This is a genomic window from Paenibacillus woosongensis (assembly GCF_030122845.1).
Taxonomy (GTDB): domain Bacteria; phylum Bacillota; class Bacilli; order Paenibacillales; family Paenibacillaceae; genus Fontibacillus; species Fontibacillus woosongensis_A.
Genome location: NZ_CP126084.1, coordinates 25,215 through 46,575, shown reverse-complemented (window position 1 = coordinate 46,575; position 21,361 = coordinate 25,215). Strand labels below are relative to the sequence as shown.

The window sequence follows — 21,361 nt, the reverse complement described above, 5'->3', positions numbered from 1 at the left end:
CGATTTGTGTATATGATAAAGGGATCTCGGCTTCTGTGATTCTGACCATAGTATTCATCCCTTTCCAGCACCTTATTCATTCGTTTTGTCCTTGAAATCCGCTTTACACCCCAATTGGGAAAAGAAAGCAGCGCGAAATGATTCGCGCTGCCGCCCAGAATGGTAAGTCGGAAAAACACCTGGTTTTCTCCCTAATTTACAAGAAACCTGAATTCCTTACTTCGTATTGCCTGCATTTCCGTCGGTTTTCTCGCTATTGTTCGCTCCAGCATTTCCGCTGTTGCCAGATTCCTTGCTTGTTCCTTGCGAATCTGTCCCTGCGTTGCCTTCGCTCGCCGGTGGCGTTGCAGCATTGTTGTCAGTTTCTGTGTTGTTTTCCACCTTAGGCAGGTCGATCTTCTTGATGATCTTATCCAAATCCTTGTCCATGAACTCGTCCAGCTTGTTGGAGCCGACCAGGTTCTTAATCATGTCTTTCTCCTCTGCGGTCAAGTCCTCATACTTCTTCTCGGTACGCGATTCCACCCGCATGATATGGTAACCATAATCCGTCTCTACAGGCTCGCTGATTTCGTTGATCTTCAACGTCCGCGCTTTCTCTTGGAACTGCGGCACCCATTGTGTCACTAGCGCATCTTCATACAAGCCGCCATTGTCCTTCGAGCCAGGGTCATCGGAATATTCCTTGGCCAAGGCCGCGAAATCTTCCCCTTTATCCAGCTTGGCCTTGACTTCGTTCGCCAGCTTCAGAGCGTCTTCCTTGCTGCGCTCCTTGCCCTCCGCGTCCGTCAGGCCGATCAGAATATGCCGAACCGTTGCTTTCGTATAATCCTCTTTCGTCGCTTCGAATTCCGCCTTAATGTCTTCCTCCGTAATACCGGCCGTTTGGCTGGCAACTACTGTGAAAATACGGACCATATAGTTCTTCAATTCATCTTCGGTGATGGTTTGAGCATCCAGCATTTGTTTAAATGCATCATCGCCCATTTGCGTTTTGATCGCCTTAAGCTGATCCTCTGCTGTTTTCTTGCCTTCCTTCTTCGCCTTATCATCGGCTTTTCCAGACAAGTATTCATAAGTGATGGCCTGCTTCACCAGAACTTCCCGGAAGTCGTCCAACTCCAGCAGTTGTGCCATTTGAGGCTGAAGTGTTTTCATGATGCGCAGCTCAAGATCAAATTCGTTCTCAGTGATCTCCCCGCCTTCATAGGTGGCCACCACTTTGCCCGAGCTGCCGTTATTTGCTGCTTCTTTGCCTTTATTGTCATCTTTCTTGCCGCATGCCGCTAACATGGAAATCGTTAATACCGCAACCAGCGCAATAAAAAGCGTCTTCCAGGAACGTGCTTTACTTCGAGACATCTTGTAGTTCCCCTTTCAATTTGAACGAAACCTTCAGGGCCTCAAGGAATTGCTCCAACAAACCCATCAATGCTTTATCGTCCAATTCCTTGGTTTTGATTCGGATCAGCATCGCCGAACCCTGATTAAATTGTACACGCCTTCCGAACAGATTGCCAACTTCCGCAAGCTTGGCTGGAAGAATATCCTTCTCCCGCCCATCGAGGAACTTGATGACAGTCTCGTCTCCGCGCCGTGTAATGGATTCGATTCCATAAAGCTTGCCGTAGAGCTTCACCCGGGCCACGGAAAGCAAGTTTTCCACAGCCTCCGGCAATTCTCCAAACCGGTCGAGAAGCTCGTCCTCCAGCTCGGCAACGTCTTCGAAAGCGGCGGCCGAAGCTGTTTTTTTGTAAATCTCGATCTTTTGAATACTATCATAAATATAGTCAGAAGGTAAATACGCATCAATTCCGAGGTCGATGGTCGTATTCCAGGCCGTATCCTCAGGCGACTTTTCGCCTAACATCTCTACCTTCCGCTTCTGGATTTCTTCAGCCAGCATTTGAGAGTACAGGTCAAAGCCTACCGACGCGATAAATCCGTGCTGCTCGGCGCCAAGCAAATTTCCTGCCCCGCGTATGGACAAGTCTCTCATCGCAATTTTGAATCCGGAACCAAGCTCCGTAAATTCCTTGATGGACTGAAGACGCTTCTCTGCCACTTCCGTCAAGGATTTATCCCGCTGATAGGTAAAATAAGCGTAAGCGATCCGATTTGAACGGCCGACGCGTCCGCGCAATTGGTATAGCTGGGATAGGCCCATTTTATCCGCATCATGAACGATAAGCGTATTTACATTTGGGATATCTACCCCGGTCTCGATGATGCTCGTACTGACCAGTACGTCATACTCGCCGTCTAGAAAATCCAGGATGGTCTTCTCCAGCTCTTGCTCAGACATCTGGCCATGCCCAACCCCCACTCTGGCTTCAGGAACCAGCATCGAGATTTGTGCGGCCATCTCCTGAATGCCTTGGACACGGTTATACAGGTAATAGATCTGCCCGCCCCGCGCCAGTTCCCGTTCAATCGCCTCGCGGACCAGAGCCTGACTATGCTCCACGACGTAGGTCTGTACAGGGAACCGGTTCTCCGGTGGTGATTCGATGACCGACAGATCCCGCACGCCCAGCATAGACATGTGAAGCGTTCTAGGTATCGGCGTAGCGGTCAGCGTTAATACATCAACGTTCGTCTTCAGCTTCTTGAGCTTCTCCTTATGGGTTACGCCAAAACGCTGCTCCTCATCGACGATCAGCAGTCCCAAATCCTTGAATACTACGTCCTGGGACAATAGGCGATGCGTCCCGATAACGATGTCGACCGTCCCTTGACGGACACCCTTGATCGTCTCGTTCTGCTCTTTCCGGCTGCGGAAGCGGCTTAAGGTCTGTATGTTGATCGGATAACCCGAAAATCTCTCGCGAAATGTCTCGTAGTGCTGCTGTGCCAGGATCGTCGTCGGCACTAGAACAGCGACCTGCTTCCCTTCAATCGCGGCCTTGAAAGCAGCCCGGATTGCGACCTCTGTCTTGCCGTAGCCAACATCGCCGCATAACAGGCGGTCCATAGGGCGGGACAGCTCCATGTCCTTCTTGATTTCCTCGATCGCCCTGATCTGATCCCTTGTCTCCTCATAGGGGAACATCGCTTCGAATTCCTGCTGCTCGGGCGTGTCTTTCTCAAATCCGTAGCCAGGCGATGCCTGACGTTCAGCATACAGCTTGATGAGGTCGTCAGCGATATCCTGTACGGAGGAACGGACCTTGTTCTTGACCCTCGTCCATTCGTTTCCGCCCAGCTTGTATACTTTGGGTTCCTTATCTTCGGAGCCTACATATTTCTGAATTAAATCAATCTGCTCGATCGGTACGGACAGCTTATCTCCGCCCGCATACATAATATGCATGTAGTCTTTGTGAATGCCGCCGACTTCCAACGTACCGATGCCAAGATATTTCCCGATCCCGTGATTCTGGTGAACTACATAATCGCCAACTTTAAGCTCCGTATAGCTCTTTATGCGTTCGGCATTATCCATGCTCTTCGTAATTTTACGGGCTTTGCGCTGCTTCTTGGAGAACATTTCTCCTTCCGTAATCACGACCAGATGCACCGAAGGCAGCTCGAACCCCGACTGCAGATTCCCTTGCAGCAAGGTTGGCTCTTCAATGCCATAGTCAAGCAGCACCCGCCGCATCCGTTCGATACGCTCCTCGCCGCCAGCTAGCATAATCACGTTGGCTCCGCTTTTCTTCCAGCGGTCCATCTCCGCCTTGAGTACGTTCATTTGGCCATGGAAATCCTGCATCGCCCGGCTGACGAAATTGATAATGTTTTGCGGCTGTACATGAGGCACCTGCCTGAGGAAGAGCGATAGGAACAACGTCTGAAACGGCCGACGGTAAAGAACCTGATCCCCCTCCATCGCAAGCGGCAGATCAGGCAAGCTTTTGCCATTTTGGAACAGATGCATATGCCATTCCGCTTCATCCCGCTCCAGCTGTTTAGCCGTCTCCAGCAGCCTGGCTGGTTCGTCCAGGATCAGCAAAGCGTCTTCCGCCATAAAATCATACAGCGTTTTATTCTCAGGATAGATCAGCGAAATGTATTTATAGTTTTCCGGAAAATACACCTGCTCACGCAGCAGTTCAATTTCCCTGGAAATTTCCTCTTTCAGTTTTTGCTTGGCCTGACGATCGGTCATTTTCTCCAGCTGCTGCTCCAGCCGCTCCGATACAATTTGTGCTGCCTTGGTCAATCGCTCCTTGGAGGCGATAAGCTCCTTGCATGGAGGGATCGATACATGCTTCACCTGATCGATAGAACGCTGATCCGCCGGATCAAACGTACGGATCGAGTCGATCTCATCGTCGAACAGTTCTATCCGGTAAGCGAGCTCCGCAGTCAGCGGATAGAAATCGATGATTCCCCCGCGGATGCTCATCTCGCCACGTGATTCTACCCGTTCAACTCTCTCATAGCCAAGCTCGACCATTTTGCTTAAAAAATGATCCAGCTGCAGTGTACCGCCAAGTGTAATGTCCAGATGCGCGGCAGCCATCGTCTCCGGTGACGGAATAAATCTGCGAATGCCGGAATAAGGCACCACGACAACGCCCCGGAATCCTTGGGAGCATTTGAGCAGTACCTCGATGCGCTGCGCCAGCGTCTCGGGACTTGATACCGCCGATTCCGCCGCGACAAGCTCGTTCGCCGGATACAGCAGCACCTCTTCGGCCGATAGCGCTTCCTGCAAATCCTCTGCAATTTTCTGAGCTGCGAACATATTGTGGGTCACGACGAGAAGGGGACGGCCGGTTTCCCTGTACATCGCGGCCAGCATGATTTGTTTAGACGATCCGGATAAACCGGAGATCAATTGTTCTTTCATTCCCGAATTTACGCCTGCTACGGCAGCCGCAAAATCCGGATCTTTCGAAAAAGCTTGTATAAGTGCTTGTAGCAAATGAGGCACCTCTCTTAAAATACTTACTGAAAATCTATATTACCCGGGTTACGGCCCGTAAACCCGAAGCAAAAAGGAGCCTCAGCAACCGTGCCAAGGCTCTATTCTATCTCCATCGATGTATACCTGCGCTGTTTGTTCCGCCTGGTTCATTGCAGCGGGCTGTTAAGCAAGGTCAGCTCCGGATGATTCGTTAGCGCCTCGGCGCAATAATCGCACGTTACGCGAACCGTCGTATCGCCGCTCGAATCATACGCTATTATATCTCTCCGCTCATCGGGGGTCAAGAAATGGAAGCCGAGCTGCACTTCGGATACGCCAGCCGATTCAATCCGGCCAATTTGGGCGCGGCAATGTCTGCATACATAGTTTATTGCCATCATATGCCTCCTGAAAGATCTTTATACCTTCAGTATGCCCCGAATCGACGTCGTTTAGCCCTTTATTGCCAGCGTTTGTAACATCGTGATCTGTCGGTTTGTCCATCAGCGATTGAATTTAGCCATCGTTTGCTCAAAGGTATGGTCCAGGCTGAATTCCAGTGCATCGCATGCCTCCTCGATCGATTGCTCCAGCAAGGGCTTCTCTTTTTTTGCAAAAGAAGACAGGACATAATCGACAATCGCATATCCGGGCTCAGGCCTGGATATCCCCATGCGGATCCGGTTGAACGTTTGGGTCCCTGTATGCTGGATAATTGACTTGATCCCATTGTGGCCGCCGGCACTTCCTTGGTAGCGAAGACGGTTTCTGCCTATTTCGGTATCCAGGTCGTCATAAACGACGATCATGTCCTCCAGGCTGACTTTGTAGTAGTCCATGAAGGCCCGAACTGCTTCCCCGGACAAATTCATATAAGTCATCGGTTTGATGAGCGCTACTTTTTTTCCGCCGATGATGCCGTCGCCTACCAGGGCTTTGCATTTACTCTGACGGATATCGATGCCATGCCTCTTAGCCAGCTCGTCCAGCGCCATGAATCCGATGTTATGTCTTGTTTTCTCATATTGGGCTCCCGGATTACCGAGGCCTACGATCCATTTCATGAGGTATGGTGTACTCCTTTCATTGAATCTCAACCCTCCCAAACCCTCCCTTACCGTAAGGGAGGGCCCCCAAGGGCTTGGCAGCCCTCGGGACTCCCGCAAATGGGAGTAACGTGGGAGGTACACAAGCGCTCCTGCCCGCTGTCCCCTTCGGGGATGCGCTCTACTTCGGTGCGTGGAACGCTTTTCCCCCTTCGGGTACGTCTTACTTTCAGTTCACCCGGGCAACCTGGAAAACATCCTGCGGGAGGCGCTCTCCCTTCGGGATTCGCTTTGCTTCGTGATCTTCTTCGTGCTTTTATGCGTGACTTCCTGCGGGAGGCGCTCTCCCTTCGGGATTCGCTTTGCTTCGTGATCTTCTCCGTGCTTTATGCGTGACTTCCTGCCGGGAGACGCTCTCCCTTCGGGATTCGCTTACTTCGTGATCTTCTTCGTGCTATTTCTGCGTGACTTCCCTGCTGGGAGACGCTCTCCCTTCGGGATTCGCTTACTTCGTGGGTCTCTCTATATAAACGTAAATACGCCGATAAGGGTTACATCCTCCGTGCAGGAAGATGTAACCCCCGAATAACAAGGAATCCTTATTCGATTTCGAACAGTTTGCTGATAGAGAGCTCTTCGTGAACGCGAATAATCGCTTCTCCCATCAGCGGAGCGACCGACAACACTTTAAGCTTGCTTGTTGGATTCGGATGCGTAATTGGGATCGTATCAGTAACCACAACTTCCTTCAGCGGAGAGTTTTCCAGACGTTCCATCGCCGGACCAGACAGCACAGGATGCGTACAGCAAGCGTAGACTTCTTCAACGCCACCTTCTTTTAAGGCATTAGCGCCAAGAACGATCGTACCGGCCGTATCGATGATGTCATCGACAAGGATGGCTGTCTTGCCCTCAATGTTACCGATGATGTTCATCACTTCACTGACATTCGGTTCCGGACGGCGCTTGTCGATAATCGCAAGCGGCGCATTCAGGAAATCCGCCAATTTCCGGGCGCGTACAACACCGCCATGGTCTGGGGATACAACGACCGGATTCGGAATTTGCTTGGAACGGAAATATTGGGCCAAAATCGGTACTCCGAGCATGTGATCGACCGGAATATCGAAGAAGCCCTGAATCTGCATCGCATGCAGATCCATTGTAATTACACGGTGCGCGCCTGCCTTCTCGATCAAGTTCGCCACCAGCTTCGCCGTGATCGGGTCACGTGAGCGGGCCTTCCGATCCTGACGCGCATAACCGTAATACGGGATAACCACGTTAATGCTCTTGGCTGATGCCCGCTTCAAAGCATCCACCATAACAAGTAGCTCCATCAGATTATCGTTGACCGGCGCGCAAGTGGATTGCACGATGTACACGTGGCAACCTCGAACGCTTTCGGACAGCTTCACTTGGATTTCTCCATCGCTGAAGCTGGTCGTTTCCGAATCTCCCATAGGGATGCCGATATAATCAGCGATTTGATGCGCCAGTTTTGGATTAGAGTTACAGGTGAATATCTTCAGTTTAGAATCACAATAAGTCATAAAATAAAAACCCTCCGTGCTGTTATCGATAGTTCAAATCGATTCTGGTCATTAAAATGGTTACTGCGTCTAACATCCTTTGCCGTTGTTGTCATGCCTTTACTGCCTTACATCCAGATTCCTCGGCTTTACTTTTGAACGCATACTTCTATATTACACTATCTTGCCTTAACATTACTAATAGAGCTTGTTCACTTTCGTGAACAGGAGTTAAGATTGTTTTTCTTTATCGCGTTTTGCCTTGGCTCTGCCACGGAGTTTCTCCGCATATCCCGCCTTATTCTCCTGCCGGTTTCTGGCGATGGCCAGGTCATTATCCGGAACGGAATGGGTGATGGTAGAGCCTGCAACGACGTATGCGCCTTTGCCGATCTTCACCGGTGCGATCAAATTGACATTGCTGCCTACGAACGCATCATCCTCGATTTCGGTAATAGACTTATTATAACCATCATAGTTAACGGTTATCGCACCGCAGCCAATATTTACATTCTTGCCTACTTTAGCGTCCCCGATGTAGCTCAAATGGGACACCTTGGAGCCTTCGTCGATGGAAGCGTTCTTGATCTCTACAAAATCCCCGACTTTGACATGCGCTCCAAGCTTTGCTCCCGGACGCAAATAAGCGAAAGGTCCAACGGTAGTCTCGCTGCCTACTTCAGCATCCATGAGTACCGACTGCTTCACCTTCGCCCCATTGTGAATTTGGCAATTATTTATTTCCGTCCCTGGCCCGATCACGCAGTCCTCGCCAATGACCGTATTGCCCGCGATCGAAGTTCCCGGATAAAGGATCGTATCCGAGCCGATTTGCACGTCCGCTCCGATATACGTCGATTGAGGATCGATAATGGTGACCCCATTTAACATATGTTTCCGGTTAATTCTTTCCCGCATAAACTGCTCTGCTTCGGAAAGGGCTAACCGGTCGTTGACTCCGATCGATTCCGCATAATCCTCGGTCATATAGCCTTCAACAGTTTCCCCGGAATTGACAAGAATACCAATGACATCCGTCAGGTAATATTCTTGCTGGGCATTGTTGTTCGTAACTTTGCTAAGAGCAGCAAACAGCTTCGCATTATCAAAACAATAAGTGCCTGTGTTGAATTCCTGCACGGCATCTTCTTCCGGAGAACAATCCTTCTGTTCTACGATTCGCACAACAGAACCATTCTCCCCCCGGATCACTCGGCCATACCCCTGAGGGCGTTCCGTCCAGGCTGACAGCACGGTAGCCGCTGCACCGCTCTTTGTATGCAAAGCGATGAGCGATTCCAGTGTCTCCGGCTTCACAAGCGGGGTATCTCCGCAGATGACAATGGTAACTCCTTCTTCATCCTTGAACAGCGGCTCTGCTTGTCTTACAGCATGGCCCGTGCCGAGCTGCTGCTCCTGCAGCACATATTCTGCCGATGTTCCGAGATAAGATTTCACTGCTTCTGCACCGTGGCCTACCACCACAATACTTCGTTCACAATTGATTTGCTTTACCGTGTCCAGGACATGCCCGACCATCGGTTTGCCGCAAACGGGATGGAGCACTTTATAAAGCTTGGACTTCATGCGCTTCCCCTGTCCTGCAGCAAGAATAATCGCTAATCTTTTCAAGGCCCCGGCCTCCTTCTCTTGAACTCATTACTGAATATATCTTATTTAACACAAAAAGAAAAGAGAGCCATGTATCATGGCTCCCTTTTCTTCGAACCCCAATTGGTTAGACAAAACCAGTACTTAAGCCCCTTCTTCAATAACTTCTTCCTGGTCAGCAGCGCGCTCGTATTCAGCCAATACTGCGGCTTGAATCTTCTCGCGTGTGCCGGAAGAAATTGGATGAGCGATATCCCGGAACTCCCCGTCCGGTGTTCGCTTGCTTGGCATTGCTACAAACATTCCATTATTTCCGTCGATGACGCGAATGTCATGAACAACAAACTCGTTATCGATGGTAATGGATGCAATTGCCTTCATTCTGCCTTCCGAGCTGACTCGGCGGAGCCTTACATCCGTAATTTGCATATGTGTTCACCACCTTTTTCCATCAGGGACTTGGTGTAATATTCCACATAGCCAACGGAAATCCTCCTTTTTTATGGAACAAAATACCCTAAATTCAGGAATTTTTTTGAAATCATGAGGTTTTCGACATGATTCGTCTATAACATAGCCATTTTTTGATGAATCGACAAAGCTTCAAAACGGTTATTTTGAGAAATAGTTGCCTGGCTCTACTTTGATTTCCTTACCCTTGGCATCGACCACCGTCAACGCGGCCAAGGATACGTAATCCTGAAGCAATCTTTGCTCCGATTCGATCTCACCGGACTCGACCAGGACGCCTACGCCGGCAACCTCAGCATTAAATTCGGCCAATAGGTCTACCATCCCCTGGATCGTGCCTCCGGCCTTCATGAAGTCGTCCATAATGAGAACTCTGGATTTCTCTTTCAGCGCGCGCCGGGACAGGGTCATCGTATGCAGGCTTTTGTGCGATCCCGATACATAATTGATGCTAACGGCCGACCCCTCGGTAACCTGATGGTCCCGCCTCACCAGCACAACTGGTAAATTCAGCTCAGCCCCTGTGGCATAAGCGAGCGGGATTCCTTTCGTCTCCACGGTCATAACACAATCGATTTCACGGTCAGCGAAAGCAGTCGCAAATAATTTACCGGCCTCGTTCATAAGCGCAGGCTGACCCAATAAATCAGACATATACAAATAACCGCCCGGCAAAATGCGATCTGGCTGCGATAGTTTCTCACACAGCTGATTGATAAATGTAAGAGCATGCTCTTGGCTCACTTTAGGAATATACTTTACCCCGCCTGCAGCCCCGGCCAAAGTATGCAGTTCTCCCATGCCTTCGCTTTCAAATACTTCCTTAATAATCGCCAGATCCTCGCTGATCGAGGATTTGGCCGCCCCGTAACGTTGTGCAAAAGTGGTAAGTGGTATCAAATGATGGGGACGTGACAATAGAAATCGCGTCATTTCCACCAATCGAGCGCTTCTCTTTAATTTTTTCACGAAGTACCCCTCTAAATCCGAATATTTTAATGAAAATATTACACGATTGTACGCCTTTATTCAAGTCTTCCCTTAAGTCAGCAGGCGCACAGCGTAAACTTCTTTGCAAAAGCCGCGCAGCCCGTTATAAATCCGGAACGCCTTGGATTCCTTGGAAACCAGGCCGAATACTGTAGGCCCGCTGCCGGACATGAGTACGCCGTCGGCCCCAAGCTTCAGCATCGTTTCCTTCAGATGCGCTACCTCTGGATATAACCTCAGGGTCACTTCCTCCAATACGTTCCCTAATTCCTCGCATACCTCAGGAAAAGAAGATCGTTCAATCGCCAGTCGCATGCGATCGGCAGAAGGATGCTCCTTCACCTGATCACTGCGGAAGCGCCCGTAAATTTCCGCGGTCGATACATTAATAGGCAGCTTCGCTAGCACAACCCAGCACTGCGGCGGATTGGGAAGAGGGGTTAACTGCTCCCCTCGGCCAGTCGCAAGCGCCGTTCCGCCCGTTATGCAGAAAGGGACGTCGGACCCCAATTCAGCACCAAGCTGCTTCAATTCCTCTACAGGGATGTTCAGATCCCATAACCGGTTCAAGCCGCGAAGGGTAGCTGCCGCATCGCTGCTGCCGCCGGCAAGGCCTGCAGCTACCGGGATATTTTTATCCAAATGAATATACACGCCGCTGCGGACGTTGTACCGCTCTTTAATCAGCTTAGCCGCCTGGAAGGCCAGATTCTTCTCATCCAGCGGGATATAGCCAGCCTGGCTTGAAATAATGATGGTATCCCGGGACAGGGCTTCCATTTCTAAACGATCGGCTAAATCCACCATGGTCATGATCATTTCAACCTCATGATAACCGTCCGGCCGCTTATGTAATACATCCAGCATCAAGTTGATTTTCGCTGGAGCTTTCTCGTAAATCTTCAAGGCGTACACCACCCTCAGCATGTCCATGGAATCTTTTCTTGCGCGTTATGCAAGCACTAACGTTTACCATATTATAAATTTAACTGCGGCCTGCGTCCATTGCAGACGGTCAAATACCTGCCGAATGTACGCTTAATTCTCAATATGTTAACAAACAAGGGGCCTTCCCGAGTCAGGAAAGCCCCTTGTTGATTTATTGCCGTGCAGCCGCACGTTCTGCCAGTTCGATGGCTCTCTTCACCATATTTCCAGCATCCTTGGCTTTAATGCCTCCCCAGCCCTCCTGCTGAACGGTGTCGTAGAACCCCAGTTCCTTCGCAAGCTCCATCTTCAGCTCTTCCGACATTACACTACGCCGTCTCCGCGCCATGGCATGTCCCTCCTTACAGAATGATGGATATTGGATAGTATGCGCCGCTGGCAGCTCATCATACGGCGAAATACCTTCCAGGGATGCGCTTCTCGCCAATAAAGAAAAAAACGGCGCCGCGCAACGCGGACAGCCGTTTATTTAGCTCATCATGATGCTCACTATTTAATATACGTAATCCGCATCTCGTTATCGCTGCTATCGTCACAAATCATCACTTCAACGGATTCGGTAAGTATATCGGCATAACTGTAAGACACTCGCTTAAAAGTCTGTTGCTCTTCATCCAATTTCACGATAAAGACAGATGGATATGTCTCTTCCAATACACCGGTACGTTCGACGGTCTTACGGCGACCACCGTTCGCACGCAGCATAATTTTCTGTCCTACGTAAGCGTCGAGACTATGCTTAATTTCCGACAGCGTATTTTTAGCCATTGCCTGTGACCACCTTCTTTCTTTGTCCATTATACAAGGAAGGAAGTCATTTGTCAAACTGAAATAAATAATTATATCAGGGAGAAAAAAGTATTGTCAACGATTTTTTTTCGACATCTTTTTATGAGGAGATTTATTTGCCATAAATCCGGGGTAAACTGCATAATTCGGCGTTTTTCGGCGGATTGTAGTTCCTTCCCAAAAAACAAAAGAAGCACCTCACGGTGCCGCTCACAAACCATAATATATGAAAATAAAACCTTACATGGATGGAACTACCTTCAGGGTAGTTAAATCTTTGAGCTTAGGCAGACCGATCCGGTAGCTTCCTCGTGTTTCAATCCCGCCGACGCCCTGCGTCCCGCTGATCGTATTATTCAAAACATCCATCATACTGATTGTATCGCGGATCGACGTAAAGGATATCTTTGCGGCAATGTAGACCGGGTCAAGCGCGTGAATAAGCACGCGGGAAGGCGAGCTGGCAAAGTTCGCCCCAGCTTGCAGCAAAGCTTCAAAATGGGACTGGCACGCCCCAGCGACGACCGTTAACGCATCAAAGTTGCGCTCATACTGTCTAGCGGTCTGTACTGCCTCTACAAAATGGCTGGAGTTCTTGTAACTCGTCAAATTATACAGATCCGCATGCGGCCGGTTCTTAAGTACGCCATCATGCCCCGTTATGACCACGATGTCCGGGTGGATGCTCGGAAGGAGACGGTACAAGACGCTCGCCATTTGCGACTCCGCCACATAATAGCCATGGACGGGAACGCGAAGCTTCTCATACAGCTCCAGACTCTTCTTCAAGTACCTCTCGTCTCCGTCCAAATGCAGAACCTTGCCTGGGACCTCGAAATAGGACGGCTCGTTCTGCGCGTACCACAATGGATTCCCCAAGCTGGCCTGATTGCGCTCGGTTTGCTCCTGACGATCACGATGCAGCCGTTTTAACGACTCCGTGGCCTTAATGCGCGCTCTTCTAGCCTTCTCGCTTGGAGAGGCTGGGTCAACCTTAACGAGATCATGCAAAGGAGCATCGGCCAGCAGCCTAAACTCCGTCCCCTTAATCATCGCTTCATTCCGCTGTATGCTTTCCACCCGGAAAGTCACGTCCCCGCCGTACGACTTCCGGACTACCAAGTCTCCCAAGTTCGTCAAATAAATCACCTCTACCCTAAGGTATGGGCGAAAGCGGGGATTGGTTACAGGACCGGTTATTAAAAAAGCCCTCTTTTGACCACGAAGCAGTTATTAATGCTTCAAGCCTGCAGCTAACAATACGTTGCTAAGCACGGCATACTCCTGCAGAGACAGCGTCTCCGCCCGACGGCTCGGTTCTATGCCTGCCTCGGCAAGAAGCTGCTCCAACCGTTCGCGGCCTTCCTTCGGGAAGAAGCGGCTCTTCAGATTATTGGCGATGGTCTTCCTTCTTTGAGCAAAGGACGCATGGACAACATCGAAAAAGAAGGCCTCGTCCTCCACCGATACCGGGGGCTCCTTCCGAACGGTTAAACGGATTACGGCTGACTCCACATTCGGCTGGGGAATGAACACCGTATGCGGCACGATACAGACGAGCTCCGGCTCGCTGTAATACTGCACGGCGATGCTGAGACTGCCGTAAGCCTTGCTCCCAGGAGAAGCCGCCATACGCTCAGCAACCTCCTTCTGAATCATTACGACGATATGCTCGAGCGACAGCCCTTCCTCCAGCAGCTTCATCAAAATCGGCGTGGTAACGTAGTAGGGCAAATTGGCCACGACACTTACGCCGGACACATCTTTGAACTGCTGTTCAAACAGCTCGCGCAAATTTAGCTTCAGCACATCTCCATGCACGACATCAACATGCGGATAAGGCTCCAGCACTTCCTCCAGAATGGGGAGCAGCCGCTGGTCGATCTCCACGGCGGTTACCTTGGCGGCCTGCTGAGCCAGCTTCTCCGTGAGGGCCCCGATGCCGGGTCCGATCTCCAAAGCCCCCTTGGTCTTGTCTAGGCCTGCCGCTTCGATGATGTTGGCTAATATATTCTGGTCGATCAGGAAATTCTGACCGAGGCTTTTCTTAAATGAGAATCCATGCCGCTGAATAATTTCCTTTGTGCGGCGCGGCGTTGATATATCTTCTCTACTCATGGCACTTTATACCCCTTTGTCCTCCAATTGAGCCAGCGCAGCCAGAAACTCCTCCCGACTAATCCGAAATACGTTAAGCCGTTTGTAAAGCTGCTTGCCGTTGCAATAACCGATGCCAAGCAATTCACCGATCAAGCGCCTTCTGGCGGCGGCTGAAGGGTGAACGATCAAGCCGGCGTCTATTAAGTCTTCCCAATCGATGAGCGTGTCATCAGCCTCAACTGCTTCCATCTCGGTATGCACACGTGCCAGCGCTTCCCGAATGGCTTCGGGAGAGGCATTCTCCACACCGATATCACCGCGCCGCGTAGCATCGGCCTCCCGCAGGAAAGCATGCTTGCAGCCCGGTACCCGGCCTGCGACAATTTTGCGGATTCGCTCGCCAGCATGGTCAGGATCAGTCAAAATGATGACCCCGCGCCGCTCCTGCGCCAGCTCAATCTTGCGCAGCACGGTCTCGTTGATGGCCGAGCCTCCGGTTTCAATCGTATCGGCCTGCACGGCCCTTTTGACGGCAACGGTATCGTCCCGCCCTTCCACGACAATAACCTCTTTAATCATGGGAACAAACGACCCTCTTCCTCATACGCAAAAAGAAGAGGACTTCTCCTCTTCTTTCCATACCTTTTTCATTTATCTATAGTATCTTATTCCTTTTACAAAGTAAAACAGGAATTAGTTCAATTCTGGTTTGTTTGGACCGATAACATACACCGTGCGTCCCTTCTTGCGCCCGAAGTTCTTCGCCGATTGCAGGCTATCGAAGTAAACGTCCATTTTGTTGCCCTTGATGGCGCCACCTGTATCCTCGGCTCTGCGGAACCCAATGCCTTCGATATATACCCACCAGCCCATAGGAACAACGTTCTTGTCTACGGCGATCGTTCTGCCTTCCGTTACGCGTGTCCCGGAGGCGGTCTTCGTACCGATGCCATCCTCTTCGGCGGAATAGGCGGTTAGTGTGACGTCTTTAAGCACTTTTTTATATTTAAATGAGACGCCGCCTTTGGTTGTCGTTCCACTGATATCCACTTTATCCGCAGTGCGGGTAATATTAGCGGCGAGCACAGCCTCGGGCTTAGGCTTCGTACCTACAGCGACTACCTTGTCCTGAGCCTTCGTCTCGATCTCTTTGCTCAGCCAACGCTTGGATACGAAATTTCCGTCTTCATACACTTTTTCGATGTGATGTACAACTACTCCTTCGCTGCCCTGCTGCAGCACCTTCGTCTGCCCCTTCTCCAAATTAGGATCCGAGGTTTTGACGACGGCAAATGGCACGGTCTCTTTCGTCTGTACTGTTTGCTTGGATACGCGCACCACTTTGATCTGAAGATCGGAAGTAACTTTGCTGCTTAAATCCGGAGTGATCTTGTCATCCGGGTTTACGGTAATGCCAAGCTCGTTGATAATGCCCTGTACACTGGATTGAGTCGTTAGATGCGACTTTGTCTTGCCATCCACGTTGACTTGCACCGGAACCGCCCTTACGATAACGATCCGGTCCCCCTTCTTCAGGGAGCTCTCAAGCGGCCGTGATATGCTATCACCCTGGCCCAGCACGATGGAATGTTCATCCAGTACTTGATTCACTACAGATTTACGGGTCTCGATCTCCTGGATCTTCCCGTCTATCACCAAGTAAATGTTCTTGCTGTTGCCGTTCAGCCAAATCAGAATAACGATGATCGCTGCAACAGTTAACAACGTGACGACCGATATCTGACGTAGGTTCTCATGCTTCCATCGCAATGCGTAAGACATACTGGATGAGCGTGATTCATGGGTCTCTTCTTTCTTGAAAATGCCCACTTTCCGTCCTCCTTCATAGTCCCGCCCTAGGTCAATGCATGATGAGATGTTGACGTGACTATTCCCGTTTTTTACGGAATGCTAGAACTGCAGCATTCCGCATCCTACCCCAGTCTGGTCGGCAATTGTCACCTCCTGTTTTACAACAGTATGATGACCCTATTACAATTATTCAAAACAAAAGAAGCCGGAAGAAAGAGTTAGAGCAACTCTTTCGTGGCTCCTGTAGGTCTTGGTGTAATAGGATGCACGAAGTTGCCTCTCTTAACACGCTTACGAGGTTAGCTGTCGGGTTCGGACGAAGAGAGCCGCCCTTTCTCGGTTCATTCGCTCATGGCGCAATGACCTTGAATTCACCCCAAAGATCCTGCAAAGAAATCAAATACGGCAACGTTGTAAATGAAAACATTTCATCAAGCCGTATCCGGTTCCCCCGTTCTCCTCTACGGAGACTCAGCGAGACTGGTTCTGGAACATGATTCGATGGCCATAGGCAATACGCCAAACTCGGCCAAATCGATCACTGAAAAGATTCTATCCTGTTTCAATGCATGTTGTAAAGGACGAATCAAGAACGTTTTCTTAAGAAAAAGGTTAAAAAAATGTAATAGACTCGGTGTTTTAAATTAAAATGCATTAATCTTTCCAGAAATCTCTTCTTTTCACCGCTTTTCCTCCCGATTTCACCGAATGGAAAATAGTTCCAGCGCATTGCGGGTTGTGATTTCTGCAATTTCTTGGAAGGACAACCCTTTTAATTCAGCGGCTGCCTCTGCCACTAAATGGACATAGGCGGACTCATTTCTCTTTCCACGATAAGGATGCGGAGTCAAATAAGGGGAGTCTGTTTCAATCAATAACCGGTCGAGCGGTGTTTGTTTCAACACCTCTTTAGGCTGTTTTGCGTTTTTGAAGGTAATCGGGCCCCCGAAGGACAAATGAAATCCCAAGTTCAGACATAATTTGGCCGTTTCCCAGCTCCCCGAAAACGAATGCATTACTCCTCCGACTTCATGGGCTTTCTCTTCCCGCAAAATACGCACTGTATCCTCATGAGCATCCCGGTTATGAATGACGATTGGCATTCCAAGCTCCCGAGCCAGCCCGATCTGCTTGCGGAATACGGCATGCTGGACATCCTTGGGTGAAGTATCCCAATAATAATCAAGACCAATCTCTCCAATGGCAACTACTTTCTCATGGCGGCATAATTCAGCAATCCAGTCCAAATCCTCTTCCTTCATCGTGATGGCGTCCTGGGGATGCCAGCCGACGGCGGCATATATGAAGTCGTAGCTCTCGGCCAGCTTCATTGTGGTAGGAATCGTTTCCCGATTAAAACCGATGTTGATCATGCGCGTAACTCCCTGTTCCACCGCGCGAGAAATCGTTTCCTCGCGATCCTCGTCAAACTGCTCCGCGTCCAAATGCGTATGTGTATCCACTAACATGGCGATAACCCTCCTGTAATTAAGTTTCCTGTCCAAAAATACGAGCTAAATCGGCAGGCAGCTGAGAACAGACCGCCTGTAGTTTATTGTCTGGAAAGTACAAATAAAATTTACCCCGCTGTATGCCGCTAATCGACCGGACAATATCGGAAACCTCCGATATTTCCACCAAGCGCTCCTGCTTGTCCAGCAGCAAAATTTGCTTGCCGCGAAGTTCTTCGTCAGGACGAGACACATCATAAGGCAAGTCCGTCGGAAAATCAATGATCAGATCATAATCCGGATTTAAGCCCAATTTTCGGAATTCTTCGCGAATTTCCCTTATTTTCTCCAAATCGAGCGAATCCAGTTCAACATATTTGTACAATTTACGATCCATAAAACGGGTGCAAAGATCAGCGAGCAGGGGATCAGCCTCATGTTTCCACTGCATAAAAGCCGTTTGAATTAAAGCTTCATCTAATAGCAAATATTGCTGCACTGTCAGTTCAGAGTTGAACAAGCCTGGTAAAGGGTTGGGAAGAAAGGAAAATGAATACCCCTCCGCATATAGCTCCTTGGCCCGTCGAAAAATTTGCCGCAAAATAATTTCCGAGCTCCGCGTCACCGGATGGAAATAAATCTGCCAATACATTTGATAACGGGACATCAAATAATCCTCTACCGCATGCATGCCGGTCTCTTTCACTACAATCCGTCCCCGGTATGGCCGCAGCATCCGCAAAATCCGATCCATATCGATCGTACCGTAATTGACGCCGGTGAAATAAGCATCCCTCAGCAAATAATCCATACGGTCAGCATCTAGCGGACTTGTCACCAGATTTACGACAATTTCATTGGGATAGTCCTTCCGTATAACAGAAGCTACTTTCTCCGGGAAGTCCTCGCCCATTCGCTTTAGAACATGCCCTACTTCCGTATCGCCAAGCAAAATGCGGCAGGTCCAGTCCTCATGATTCATGTCGAAGGCTTGTTCGATAGAATGGGAGAAGGGGCCATGCCCCAGATCATGAAGCAGCGCCGCGCAGAGCGCAACAAGCCGCTCCTCCTTCGGCCAGTCCGGATAATTATTTCGCTCGAACTGGGAAATGATTCGCCGTGTGATCTCATATACTCCTAAAGAATGAGAGAATCTGCTGTGCTCTGCACCATGAAAGGTCAAATAAGAAGTGCCAAGCTGCCGAATCCGGCGAAGCCGCTGAAATTCCTTCGTATTAATAAGTAACCAGATCAATTCATCCTGAACATGAATATAATTATGAACAGGATCTTTGAATACCTTTTCTTCGCGAAGGTTATGCATGGCCAATTCTCCTTGTTTTCAATTTATTTTGAAACTACAAGAATTTAACTTCACAGGTCATGTCGAGAGATTCGACAAAGCTTGTCGAATTTTGACTAATATAGTCATGTTAGATGTCAGAAGTTTGTCGAATGCTTAAAAAGCCCGGTATAAAAGCAGTTTTTCAAAACCACTCGTACATTTATATCTTTAATTTAGTAATTTAACTGAACTCTACCATAAATAGGTTGACTGTTTTGGGAAACGTTGGTATTATAAATATCATAAAAGATAGAAGTTTGTCGAATAATGACGCTTTTAAAAGTTTTGTTAAAATTTCCGCGAGAGGGGTATCATCAGTCATGATGAAATCAACAGGTATTGTTAGAAAAGTAGATGAGCTGGGTCGTGTAGTTATTCCTATCGAATTGCGTCGTACGCTCGGAATCGGAGAGAAAGATGCGCTTGAGATTTATGTAGACGGCGAGCGTATTATGCTGAAGAAATACGAGCCTGCCTGCATCTTCTGCGGCAACGCTGAGAACGTAACATACTTCAAAGGTAAAATTGTTTGCCATGAATGCCTCACAGAAATTCCAACACCTGTGACAAATTAAGAATTATAGTATATAATAGACTTACTGAATCTGTTAATTCTAACCTTTTTCATATCTCCTTGGTGCCTTCTTCGGCTTGAACCCGGCCGAATGAAGGCCCCCTTTTTTTGTGCTCCCCTATTTTTTGCCTATATTTTGGTCATTTTGCCACCCATCGCTATATCAACGACTGATAAATATCCCTCTTGGATACCCCCCGATCCTGCGCGGTCTTCTTCATTGCCTCCTTTCGGGATAACCCTTCCTCTTCGTAGTGTAACACATGATCATGGATAGATAGAGATTGCCACCAGGCGTTCCGCTTCTCTTCAAGCTCCCCTGGGTCAGCTCCGTCCACTACAATGCAATATTCCCCCATCGGCGGATGCTCCTCCAGCCATTCTAGACATGCCTCGACCGTTCCCCGGGCCATTTCCTCAAAGCGTTTCGTCAGCTCACGAGCCAGAACTACTCTCCGGTTCCCTAGAACAGCGAGCATGGATTCCAGAGTTTTGATCAGACGATGCGGGGATTCGTAAAATAACAATGTGCTCTGTTCCTCCTGCTGCATATGAAGTATTTCATCCCGCTCCCTCTGTTCCCTGGGAAGAAAGCCAATAAATTTGAAACTGTCCGTAGGCAGACCGGAAACGATTAAGGCCGATAAAGCCGCATTTGCTCCCGGCACAGGTACAACGGATATTCCCGCCTCGATCGCCAGCTTCACCAGGTCGCTCCCAGGGTCGGAAATGGCAGGCAGACCGGCATCGCTGACGAGAGCCAAATTTTTTCCTTCTATTATAAAGCGTATCAGTTCCGGTCCACTAGCCACCCGATTATGATCATGGTAACTCAGCAGCTTGCCCGGCGTAATTTCGAAATGGGACAGCAGCTTTCTCGTCTGTCTCGTATCCTCTGCCGCGATAATATCCGCTTCCCGCAGTATGCGCACTGCCCGATAAGTCATATCCTCCAGGTTACCGATCGGCGTGGCGACCAAATAGAGCGTTCCACAGCCGGATAGTTGACCCTGCTGCTGCTCGGCGAAGCTTCTCTGCACCTTTACACTCATCATTTTCCCTCTTTTGACCCGTAATATATTTCGTATATTTCTTTGCAGTATTCCCCATTCTCCTCATATACGATCAGCGGCGGCAGTACCCTTACATCCGGCTTGCCATCACGCAGTGCTTCAATAAGCACCATGTTCGCCTCCATGCCTGCCCGCGGATGAACGAAGCGAATAATCTTAGGCTCAAGTCGATATTGCCGTAGAAGCGTCATAATTTCACCTAGCCGCTGGGGCTTGTGCACCATCGACAGTTTGCCCCCGGTTCGCAGCAGTCTCATGGAGGAGCTGATGACCTCCTCCAGCGTGCAGTGAATCTCATGCCTGGCAATGGCTTGATGCCGATTCAGCTTCAAATCCCCGCCGGTCAGCGGCATATAAGGCGGATTCACCGTCAGTGCATCGTACGCACCGTGCCCTGTCTGTTGTACAAGCTCCCTCAGGTCTCCCTCACGGATGGTGACCCGATCCTGCAGAGCATTCAGCTGTATGCTGCGGCGCGCCATATCCGCAAGCCGGGGCTGTATTTCAATTCCCTCGATCTGCGCCTCCGTACGCGTGGACAGCAGCAGTGGAATCACGCCATTGCCCGTGCATAGATCAATGATTTTACCCCGCTTCGGTACGGCTGCAAACCGGGCCAGCAGTACGGCATCCATAGAGAAGCTGAACACCTCGTCACTTTGAATAATCCGTAAATGATGCGTCAGCAGATCATCCAATCTTTCTTTTCCGTATAAAGGTATTTCCATCGGCAATTGGCCTTTCGTCATTATATACTCGCCTTT

21 protein-coding genes and 1 riboswitch are annotated in these 21,361 nt (G+C 49.6%); of the genes, 2 read left to right on the top strand and 19 right to left on the bottom strand.

Translation table 11 applies throughout. The features are described from left to right. Positions 1-216: 216 nt before the first annotated feature. From QNH46_RS00215 to pth, 4 genes are all read right to left on the bottom strand, one after another. Positions 217-1,362 carry a peptidylprolyl isomerase gene (locus QNH46_RS00215; protein WP_283926439.1) on the bottom strand — a complete coding sequence of 382 codons (1,146 nt, stop codon included), beginning with the start codon at positions 1,360-1,362 and terminating at the stop codon, positions 217-219. Further along, complete coding sequence (gene mfd, locus QNH46_RS00210) at positions 1,349-4,873, bottom strand: transcription-repair coupling factor (RefSeq protein ID WP_283926438.1); 3,525 nt, start codon at positions 4,871-4,873, stop codon at positions 1,349-1,351. Before mfd ends, QNH46_RS00215 begins: the two co-directional genes overlap by 14 nt. Before the next feature lie 149 nt (positions 4,874-5,022). Further along, positions 5,023-5,253, bottom strand: a complete 231-nt coding sequence (locus QNH46_RS00205; protein ID WP_213595351.1) for an anti-sigma-F factor Fin family protein — start codon at positions 5,251-5,253, stop codon at positions 5,023-5,025. A gap of 105 nt (positions 5,254-5,358) precedes the next feature. Next, positions 5,359-5,919 (bottom strand): aminoacyl-tRNA hydrolase, encoded by a 561-nt coding sequence (gene pth / locus QNH46_RS00200; RefSeq protein ID WP_283926437.1) that lies wholly within the window; start codon positions 5,917-5,919, stop codon positions 5,359-5,361. A 102-nt stretch (positions 5,920-6,021) separates the two neighbouring features. On the opposite strand from pth, the gene QNH46_RS00195 reads away from it, so the two are divergent. Beyond that, on the top strand, positions 6,022-6,297 hold the full coding sequence (locus tag QNH46_RS00195; protein ID WP_283926436.1) for a hypothetical protein: 276 nt from the start codon (positions 6,022-6,024) through the stop codon (positions 6,295-6,297). Positions 6,298-6,500: 203 nt separating this feature from the next. Here the strand turns inward: QNH46_RS00195 and QNH46_RS00190 are convergent, their stop codons facing one another. From QNH46_RS00190 to QNH46_RS00130, 13 genes are all read right to left on the bottom strand, one after another. Further along, complete coding sequence (locus tag QNH46_RS00190; protein ID WP_055105514.1) at positions 6,501-7,454, bottom strand: ribose-phosphate diphosphokinase; 954 nt, start codon at positions 7,452-7,454, stop codon at positions 6,501-6,503. A 210-nt stretch (positions 7,455-7,664) separates the two neighbouring features. Next, positions 7,665-9,065, bottom strand: a complete 1,401-nt coding sequence (glmU, locus tag QNH46_RS00185) for a bifunctional UDP-N-acetylglucosamine diphosphorylase/glucosamine-1-phosphate N-acetyltransferase GlmU (protein ID WP_283926435.1) — start codon at positions 9,063-9,065, stop codon at positions 7,665-7,667. A 123-nt stretch (positions 9,066-9,188) separates the two neighbouring features. Beyond that, the gene (spoVG, locus tag QNH46_RS00180; protein WP_110930526.1) at positions 9,189-9,473 is read right to left on the bottom strand and encodes a septation regulator SpoVG; all 285 of its coding nucleotides are present in this window, start codon (positions 9,471-9,473) and stop codon (positions 9,189-9,191) included. A gap of 183 nt (positions 9,474-9,656) precedes the next feature. Then, positions 9,657-10,484, bottom strand: coding sequence for a pur operon repressor (purR, locus tag QNH46_RS00175; RefSeq protein WP_283926434.1), 828 nt, complete (start codon positions 10,482-10,484; stop codon positions 9,657-9,659). A gap of 72 nt (positions 10,485-10,556) precedes the next feature. Further along, a complete protein-coding gene (gene ispE / locus QNH46_RS00170; RefSeq protein WP_283928302.1) occupies positions 10,557-11,411 on the bottom strand; it encodes a 4-(cytidine 5'-diphospho)-2-C-methyl-D-erythritol kinase in 855 nt (284 codons plus the stop codon). Between the two features lie 193 nt (positions 11,412-11,604). After that, on the bottom strand, positions 11,605-11,781 hold the full coding sequence (locus QNH46_RS00165) for a small, acid-soluble spore protein, alpha/beta type (RefSeq protein ID WP_283926433.1): 177 nt from the start codon (positions 11,779-11,781) through the stop codon (positions 11,605-11,607). Positions 11,782-11,942: 161 nt separating this feature from the next. Further along, entirely contained in the window at positions 11,943-12,221 is a 279-nt protein-coding gene (gene veg, locus QNH46_RS00160; protein ID WP_155613568.1) for a biofilm formation stimulator Veg, read from the bottom strand. Between the two features lie 261 nt (positions 12,222-12,482). Continuing rightward, positions 12,483-13,382, bottom strand: a complete 900-nt coding sequence (gene yabG / locus QNH46_RS00155) for a sporulation peptidase YabG (protein WP_213595343.1) — start codon at positions 13,380-13,382, stop codon at positions 12,483-12,485. Between the two features lie 93 nt (positions 13,383-13,475). Next, positions 13,476-14,360 carry a 16S rRNA (adenine(1518)-N(6)/adenine(1519)-N(6))-dimethyltransferase RsmA gene (gene rsmA / locus QNH46_RS00150; RefSeq protein ID WP_283926432.1) on the bottom strand — a complete coding sequence of 295 codons (885 nt, stop codon included), beginning with the start codon at positions 14,358-14,360 and terminating at the stop codon, positions 13,476-13,478. 6 nt (positions 14,361-14,366) lie between these two features. Continuing rightward, a complete protein-coding gene (rnmV, locus tag QNH46_RS00145; RefSeq protein WP_283926431.1) occupies positions 14,367-14,921 on the bottom strand; it encodes a ribonuclease M5 in 555 nt (184 codons plus the stop codon). Between the two features lie 114 nt (positions 14,922-15,035). Beyond that, positions 15,036-16,172, bottom strand: a complete 1,137-nt coding sequence (locus tag QNH46_RS00140) for a resuscitation-promoting factor (RefSeq protein WP_283926430.1) — start codon at positions 16,170-16,172, stop codon at positions 15,036-15,038. Positions 16,173-16,426: 254 nt separating this feature from the next. Then, positions 16,427-16,641: riboswitch (cyclic di-AMP (ydaO/yuaA leader) on the bottom strand. 214 nt (positions 16,642-16,855) lie between these two features. Continuing rightward, positions 16,856-17,623, bottom strand: coding sequence for a TatD family hydrolase (locus QNH46_RS00135; RefSeq protein ID WP_283926429.1), 768 nt, complete (start codon positions 17,621-17,623; stop codon positions 16,856-16,858). Between the two features lie 19 nt (positions 17,624-17,642). After that, positions 17,643-18,929, bottom strand: coding sequence for an HD domain-containing protein (locus QNH46_RS00130; protein WP_283926428.1), 1,287 nt, complete (start codon positions 18,927-18,929; stop codon positions 17,643-17,645). A gap of 341 nt (positions 18,930-19,270) precedes the next feature. On the opposite strand from QNH46_RS00130, the gene QNH46_RS00125 reads away from it, so the two are divergent. After that, positions 19,271-19,525, top strand: a complete 255-nt coding sequence (locus QNH46_RS00125) for an AbrB/MazE/SpoVT family DNA-binding domain-containing protein (protein ID WP_019640040.1) — start codon at positions 19,271-19,273, stop codon at positions 19,523-19,525. Positions 19,526-19,682: 157 nt separating this feature from the next. On the opposite strand, the gene rsmI is transcribed toward QNH46_RS00125, so the two are convergent. Together rsmI and QNH46_RS00115 are read right to left on the bottom strand one after the other, a co-directional pair. Beyond that, on the bottom strand, positions 19,683-20,576 hold the full coding sequence (gene rsmI, locus QNH46_RS00120) for a 16S rRNA (cytidine(1402)-2'-O)-methyltransferase (protein WP_283926427.1): 894 nt from the start codon (positions 20,574-20,576) through the stop codon (positions 19,683-19,685). After that, the gene (locus tag QNH46_RS00115) at positions 20,576-21,346 is read right to left on the bottom strand and encodes a tRNA1(Val) (adenine(37)-N6)-methyltransferase (protein ID WP_283926426.1); all 771 of its coding nucleotides are present in this window, start codon (positions 21,344-21,346) and stop codon (positions 20,576-20,578) included. The genes rsmI and QNH46_RS00115 overlap by 1 nt, the downstream gene beginning before the upstream one ends. Between the last annotated feature and the right edge of the window lie 15 nt (positions 21,347-21,361).